The organism is Staphylococcus intermedius NCTC 11048, assembly GCF_002902385.1.
Lineage (GTDB): Bacteria > Bacillota > Bacilli > Staphylococcales > Staphylococcaceae > Staphylococcus > Staphylococcus intermedius.
This window is the reverse complement of record NZ_PPQH01000028.1, coordinates 1-7,830: the sequence shown is the minus strand read 5'-3', so window position 1 is coordinate 7,830 and position 7,830 is coordinate 1. Positions and strand designations below refer to the sequence as shown.

At 33.2% G+C, this 7,830-nt stretch carries 7 protein-coding genes; all 7 read left to right on the top strand.

From position 1 onward, the window contains the following. Nucleotides 1-1,498 precede the first annotated feature (1,498 nt). Nucleotides 1,499-2,392 carry a type II CRISPR-associated endonuclease Cas1 gene (gene cas1, locus CD138_RS06535; RefSeq protein ID WP_244913358.1) on the top strand — a complete coding sequence of 298 codons (894 nt, stop codon included), beginning with the start codon at nt 1,499-1,501 and terminating at the stop codon, nt 2,390-2,392. 16 nt (nt 2,393-2,408) lie between these two features. Then, entirely contained in the window at nt 2,409-2,714 is a 306-nt protein-coding gene (gene cas2 / locus CD138_RS06530) for a CRISPR-associated endonuclease Cas2 (protein WP_019168786.1), read from the top strand. A 12-nt stretch (nt 2,715-2,726) separates the two neighbouring features. After that, a complete protein-coding gene (gene cas10 / locus CD138_RS06525; RefSeq protein ID WP_019168787.1) occupies nt 2,727-5,000 on the top strand; it encodes a type III-A CRISPR-associated protein Cas10/Csm1 in 2,274 nt (757 codons plus the stop codon). Between the two features lie 5 nt (nt 5,001-5,005). Next, nucleotides 5,006-5,422 carry a type III-A CRISPR-associated protein Csm2 gene (gene csm2 / locus CD138_RS06520; RefSeq protein WP_019168788.1) on the top strand — a complete coding sequence of 139 codons (417 nt, stop codon included), beginning with the start codon at nt 5,006-5,008 and terminating at the stop codon, nt 5,420-5,422. 1 nt (nt 5,423) lies between these two features. Further along, on the top strand, nt 5,424-6,068 hold the full coding sequence (gene csm3 / locus CD138_RS06515) for a type III-A CRISPR-associated RAMP protein Csm3 (RefSeq protein WP_019168789.1): 645 nt from the start codon (nt 5,424-5,426) through the stop codon (nt 6,066-6,068). A 9-nt stretch (nt 6,069-6,077) separates the two neighbouring features. After that, nucleotides 6,078-6,986 (top strand): type III-A CRISPR-associated RAMP protein Csm4, encoded by a 909-nt coding sequence (gene csm4 / locus CD138_RS06510; RefSeq protein ID WP_026066871.1) that lies wholly within the window; start codon nt 6,078-6,080, stop codon nt 6,984-6,986. 2 nt (nt 6,987-6,988) lie between these two features. Next, on the top strand, nt 6,989-7,830 hold an 842-nt coding region (gene csm5, locus CD138_RS06505), incomplete at its 3' end, for a type III-A CRISPR-associated RAMP protein Csm5 (protein WP_103265971.1).

Here is a 7,830-nt window from a genome sequence, read left to right as displayed (position 1 = left end):
TCTTAGGGGAGTGCTGGGTTAGGATTCTTCATTAAAAAGTATGGATGGAATATGATATGAATTGTTGATTGTTTATTGTATAATATCGATGATGTAATTTGAGTTATTTATAGTTGGCTAAAATTAAAATGTCTAAAAATTGGACAATAAGGGGCGATTTAATGTTTAGTTTGTCTCAATTCAAGGCAAGGTAAAAACGCTGTTATTCCCGCTATCAAGGTGTTTTCAAAGCTGACCAATCGAATAGAAACCCCAACATAAGGGGACGAGAACGGGACGTCCTAACAATTATTGAAAATTACCACGGCAAATCGAATAGAAACCCCGACATAAGGGGACGAGAACTATTTTTCTCCTTTAGCAATCATTCTGTCTAGTACCAATCGAATAGAGACCCCGACATAAGGGGACGAGAACTTTTATACTGTTTTACCAGTTTTTCATTTTCAGTAATCGAATAGAGACCCCGACATAAGGGGACGAGAACCTGTTTTCAAACAACTCTCTGTAATCGTAATCCTAATCGAATAGAGACCCCGACATAAGGGGACGAGAACCTTGGTATTTCACAAATTGTAACGCTTTAATACGCAAATCGAATAGAAACCCCGACATAAGGGGACGAGAACGTTTATCTGCATTGATCCATGTGTAAATTAATTTAAATCGAATAGAGACCCTGACATAAGGGGACGAGAACATTCCTCCAAATTTTCACTGTGATTTTTTGATGTTGCAATCTAATGGAGACCCCGACATAAGGGGACGAGAACCTGCGCAATCTCGTTAATATATTTATAGTTTTTATCTAATCTAATGGAGACCCCGACATAAGGGGACGAGAACCCAAACCATTTAGCACGATATTTATTAAAACCATATAAATCTAATAGAGACCCCGACATAAGGGGACGAGAACCGCTATATTCTTTGAAAGGCTCGAGGCTGTAAAGTGTTAATCGAATAGAGCCTCCGATATAAGGGGACGAGAACTCATAAAAGTTTAATTCTGTATTCGTATTTTGTATCAAATCGAATAGAGCCTCCGATATAAGGGGACGAGAACGGCAGTGTGAGATTTTATATTTGCGCAACAACTCCAAGCGAATAGAGACCCCGACATAAGAGGGAACTTTTATCATTTAAAATATTAAAAAGTGCTTTTAAAGAGAAGTTATGGTGTGTAGTATATTGAAAAATAAAAAGAATATTGAAGGTGAGTTACAAGGTTTAAAAAATAACAAAAAATTCTAAATTCTATTGTTGTAAACAAAGGAATGTTGTAAAATTTAATTAACAATTTATGCGATAAAATGGGTGCGTATACATTTGTATGCATGTATTTATAAACATAATTTTTAATCATATCTATTTAAAATGTATACGTTAGCTATTAAATGAAGGTTTTGAAGAAATAGTAGACGGCATAAAAGGTATTAAAATGGAATTGAAGTAATCACTCACTGAACATTGTTCTTGTTTTTAAATAGGAGGTGTAATGGTGAAAGATATCATTTACGTTGAAAATCATCATTTTGTCAGTGTAAAAGGAGAAAGTATCAAATTTAAGAATATTATAGATAAAACAGAACGATATTTTTTATTAGATGATGTTGAAGCGCTGATATTTGATAGTCATAAAAGTTATTTTTCACAAAATTTGATTTTAAAATGTATTGAAAATGATATTGCTATTCTTTTCTGTGATTATAAGCATTCTCCTGTAACACAAATCCTTTCTAATTTTGGCATGGTTAAAAGATTACAAAGGATACAGTCCCAGTTACAGTTTTCTGCCAAGTCAAAAGATAGAATTTGGAAGAAAATTGTTGTGTGTAAAATATTAAATCAAGCAATGTGTCTCGAAAACAATACACAGCGTAGTCAAATCACGCAATACATGAAAGCGCTTACCAAAGAGGTGAGAGGAAGAGATGTAACGAATAGAGAAGCTGTTGCTGCTAGAGTGTATTTTAACCATTTATATGGTCCGGATTTTAAACGAGGTAGATTTGATGATGCGATTAATGCGGGACTTAACTATGGATATGCCGTAGTGAGATCTTTTATTAAAAAGGAATTAGCGCTTCACGGTTATGAAATGAGTTTAGGAATCAAGCATCAGTCCCTTGAGAATCCATTTAATCTTGTGGATGATCTTATCGAAGTTTATCGTCCTTTTATAGATAGTAAAGTGTATGAACTAATATTTAAAGATAATATCCAGGTTTTTAGCCTCGAAGAAAAGAAAGCATTAATAAGAGTTTTATATGAACCTTGCATTGTTGATAAAAAGATAATGAAACTATTGGATAGCGTTAAATTGACAACTTCCTCTTTAAATCAGTGCTATAAAACAATAGTGCTAAGTACTTATTATTACCGCAAATGATTGAGGTGGGTGTTTGATGTACTTACTAGTATGCTTTGATTTATCGAGGGAAACCAAAGAAGATCGTAAAAAAGCAAATCAATACCGACAAAGGTTACTAGAATTAGGATTTAATAGGAAACAGTGGAGTCTTTATGAACGATATATTAGTAATTCCCTGAGAAAAGAGAAAGTACTAGATATTTTAAAAAAAGAACTTCCAGATACAGGGGTAATTACACTTTATGTTCTTCCTGATGAAGTAAATTATAATCAGGTGACGATTCTTGGGAAAGAAGTTAAAAGGAAACGTGTGAAAGAACCAGAATTGATTTTTTTATAGGGTGGTAAAGAAATGGATAACAAATTAACTCTCATGTACGGGGCTTTACTACATGATATTGGTAAAGTTATTTATAGAAGTAATGCACACACATTTGCGAAAGGAACGCATTCTAAACTGGGGTATCAATTTTTGGAGCAATTTGCAGAATTTAATGATGAAAAATTGTTGGAGAATGTGAAATATCATCACTATAAAGAATTGAAAACTGCACATGTAGAAGATGATAGTTTGGCTTACATTACATACATTGCTGACAATATTGCTAGCGGTTTAGACCGAAGAGATTTGGTTGAAGAAGGTGATGAGAACGACTCAACAGAATTTAGGTTTAATTTTGATAAATTCACTCCATTATATAGTGTATTTAATATAGTGAATGGTAATAACGGTGAGTCAGAACAAGGTAAGTATAAGTTTAACAAGGAAAGTTATGTTGAATATCCGAGTGTACGGAATAGTCAATATTCAAGTAGCCACTATAACACATTAATGAAAGATATGGCGTACGATTTAGATAATAGGTTGAAGTATGATGAAGCGCACTTTGCATCATTGCTTAAATGGACAGAAAGTTTGTGGCAATATATCCCTAGCTCTACGAATAAAGAGCAACTAATAGATGTCTCATTATATGATCATAGTCGAATTACTGCTGCCATTGCGACGTGTGTTTATGATTTTTTAAACGAACAGAATAGGACTAACTATAAACAAGAACTTTTTTCAAATTATAACAAAACAAAAGCTTTTTATGAAAAGGAAGCATTCCTTATTTTGAGTATGGATATGAGCGGGATACAAAGTTTTATATATAACATCAGTGGTTCAAATGCGCTTAAGAGTTTAAGGTCACGTAGTTTTTACTTAGAACTTATGTTAGAGGTCATAGTCGATGAATTACTCAAGCGACTTCATTTAAGTAGAGCTAATTTACTGTATACAGGTGGGGGCCATACATACTTGATACTTCCGAATACAAAATCAGTCCAAAGTATCATTGTAGACTTTCAAAAAGAAATGAAAGTATGGTTTATTGAAGAGTTTGGTATCGATTTGTCTGTTTCTGTAGCATATCAAAGTTGTAGTGGTAATGCATTAATGAATATCGATAATCAGTATAAGCAAATTTGGCAACAATTGAGCCAAAAACTATCAACTGCAAAAGCACAAAAATATGATGCATCAGATATTAGAAATTTAAATAATAAACAAACGTTTGGTGATAGAGAATGTAAAGAATGTTTAAGAAGTGATAGGAATATCAATGAAAACGGGCGCTGTTCTGTATGTGAAAGCATCATTCAAGTTTCTAATGATTTAAGGGACAAATCATTTTTCATATTATCTGATAAAGGTGTTTTAAAGATGCCATTTGGAAAATATATTTCTGTAGTTAATCAAAAAGAAGCCGAAAATATAATGAGGAAGGATGCCACAGTTCAGATTTATAGTAAAAATAATCCGCATATTGGTACAGGCGTATCAACAAATTTATGGATGTGTGACTATGACTTCTCTAGTAAGCAACCGGAAACTAAAAGTAAGGGTATCGGTAGTTACGCTGATAGAGATATAGGCATTAAGCGTTTAGGCGTATTGAGAGCAGATATTGATAATTTAGGCATGGCTTTCATTTCAGGTATAGACGATAGGTATAATTCTTTATCACGTACAGCTACTTTGTCTAGACAGCTTTCTTTATTCTTTAAATATGAACTCAACCAAATTTTAGAAGGATATCAAATAACAAGTATTTATTCTGGTGGAGATGATTTGTTTCTTATTGGTGCTTGGGACGACATTGTTGAAGCAAGCATTTCTATCAATGATAAGTTTCACGCGTTTACTTTAGGCAAATTGACGTTATCAGCAGGCATTGGTATTTATAATGCAAAGTACCCAGTTTCAAAAATGGCTTTCGAAACAGGTATTTTAGAAGAGGCGGCTAAAATTGGAGATAAAAATCAAGTGGCACTGTGGGTAGAAGAAAAAGTGTATCCATGGCGTATATTAAAAGAAGATATATTGGGGAGCAAATATGTCTTATTAAAAGAAGCTTTTAAAAATGAAGAACATCACGGTAAAGCTTTTTTATATAAAATATTACAGCTATTGAGAGAGGGCGACACAATCAATGTCGCACGATTAGCGTATCTACTAGCGCGTAGTCGTATGTCTGATGAATTTACAGGTCAAATTTTTAAATGGGCTCATGATGCTAAAGAAAAAGAATACTTGATTACAGCACTTGAATATTATATTTACCAAACAAGGGAGGTTTAACGGAAATGATTTTAGCTAAAACAAAAAATGGTATTCATATTGATTTGAAATTTGCACATGATGTGATTAAAAACAATACTAAAAATGTTGAAAATAGTAAAAAACAACAGATTTTTGAAGGTTTAACGAGTAGTAAACTTCGTAGCTTGTTGGAACAAGTGAATCGCTTATACACGATTGTGTTTAATACTAATAGTGAATTGCTTTCAGATGACTTTTTAGATGAACTAGAGTATTTGAAAGTTAAGTTTTACTATGAAGCTGCTAGAGAACAGAGCGTGGATATATTTTTACAGAAAACATTCATGATACAAATAATCGATAAAGCAATTAAAAAGAAATCTAAAAAATATTTTCTGAACTATTGTAAATACTTTGAGGCACTAGTTGCATACGCTAAATTCTATCAAGGGGAGGATTAATATGTATTCAAAGATTAAAATTTCAGGAAAAATAGAAGTCGTTACAGGTCTTCATATTGGGGGAGGAGGAGAAGTGAGCATGATAGGTGCCGTTGATTCTCCGGTGGTTAGAGATTTACAAACAAAGTTGCCGATTATTCCAGGTAGTTCAATTAAAGGGAAAATGAGAAGCCTGCTAGCTAAAAACTTTGGCCTTAAAATGAAACAAACATCACCCAATGAAGACCCAGAAGTATTATTGAGATTATTTGGATCTAGCGAAAAAGGAAACATTAGAAAAGCACGTCTTCAAATTTCTGATGCATTTTATTCTGAAGCATCACGCCAATGGTTTGCAGAAAATGATGTGTCATACACTGAAACTAAATTTGAAAATTCAATAGATCGATTGACGGCAGTGGCGATGCCACGACAAATCGAACGTGTAACTAGAGGATCTGAGTTTGACTTTATATTTATCTATAATCTTGAAAATGAAGACGAAGTGACGACGGATTTTGATAATATTAAGCAAGGTATTCTTTTACTAGAAAATGATTATCTCGGTGGCGGTGGAACGAGAGGAAATGGACGCGTTTTATTTAAGGACTTTCATATTGAAACGGTAGTAGGTGATTATGATAGTAGTCATCTACAGTTGAAGTAGGTGATCCGTGTGGTCATGAAAATATTTAAATTACATTTTCAAACAGCTGTACATTTTGGCAATAGAAGATTATCAGATGGCGAAATGACAATCTCAGCTGACACCTTATTTAGTGCATTGTTTATTGAAAATTTACAATTAGGTCAGAGTCAAGAATGGTTGTGTGATGATTTGATCTTGAGTGACACATTTCCATTTGTTAATGATTTATTGTATTTACCAAAGCCATTAATCAAAATTGAATCGAAAGAAGAAGGTCATCACAAAGATTTCAAAAAATTGAAATATATCCCTATTTATCATTATCTTCAATTCGTTAAAGGTGAATTGGATGCTGAAGATGCCAAAGATTTGAATGAGATTTTCAATGTAGGTCACTATGCACTTGAAACAAAAGTATCATTATTAGCGCAAAGTATGAATCCAGAAGCAGAAAGTGAACCTTATTCAGTGGGGACTTTTACTTTTGAAGAAGATGCAGGATTGTACTTTATTGCACGAGGGTCTGAAAAGACGATGATATTTTTAGAAAAGACCTTAAATGCCTTACAGTTTTCGGGGCTAGGTGGAAAACGAAGTGCGGGTTATGGAAGATTTTATATTGAAGTAATTAAAGACAGTGTCATGGAAGAGCTATTGAATCAAAAAGGGAATCAACATGTTTTATTGACTACAGCAATGGCGACTGATGAAGAAATAATGGAAACTTGTAACGGTGCAAGATATATTCTTAAAAAGCGATCAGGATTTATTCAATCAACGACATATGAAGAACAACTTGTTAAGAAAAAAGATTTTTATAGCTTTGCGGCAGGTTCTGTATTTTTGACGCCTTTTAAAGGTGGTATTTTTGATGTGGGTCATAAAGGGAATCATCCAATCTTTCGATATGCGAAACCACTGTGGTTGGAGGTGTGATTATGGGAATTAAAACGTATGAAGTCAAACTAAAAATGTTAGGTCCAGTTCATATTGGTGATGGGTCGATACGGACGAAACATGAGTATATTCATGACTATTACCAATCGACGGTTCATGTAGTAGATAAAGTTAAATTCATTCAGTATTTAAAAGGTAAAAATTTATTGAATAAATATTTAGATTTTTTGAAAAATCCAACTAAAAATTTCAGAGAGAGTACATTGAAGTTTTTTCTAGACCAACAAAAGGTAAAAAAATCAGAATGGCATAAGTTTGTGAGTTTTAGCCAACGTGTGAACCTAGGAAAAAAAGAGAATCAAAAAAATAGTAAAAAAGGTCTTAATGATATTCATTTAATGGTGCGAGATGGCCAAAAAAAGGTATACATACCTGGTAGTTCGCTTAAAGGTGCACTTAAAACAATGATTGTCGCAAAATACAATAACGAAGATGACAAAAACTATTATAGCAAAATTAAAGTGAGTGACTCGTTGCCTATTGAGGAGCGTTACCTTAGCATCTATCAAAAAATTGATATTAATAAAAAGGATGTAGGAATGCCTGTATATAGAGAATGTATAGAAGTGGGAACTGAAGTGTCATTCCAAATTTCTATTGAAGATGAAGTCATTTCTATCGAGAGCCTTGAATCGTGTATTAAAGATTTTTATCATAATTATTATGAAAAATGGTTAATTGGTTTTAAAGAAACTCATGGCGGTAGACTTTTTGAAGATGGTGGCGGTTTTCCTGACACCAAGAAACACAATATCATATATATTGGTGGTGGTGTAGGATTTGCGAGTAAAACGTTATACTATCAACGTCATAACTATACAAT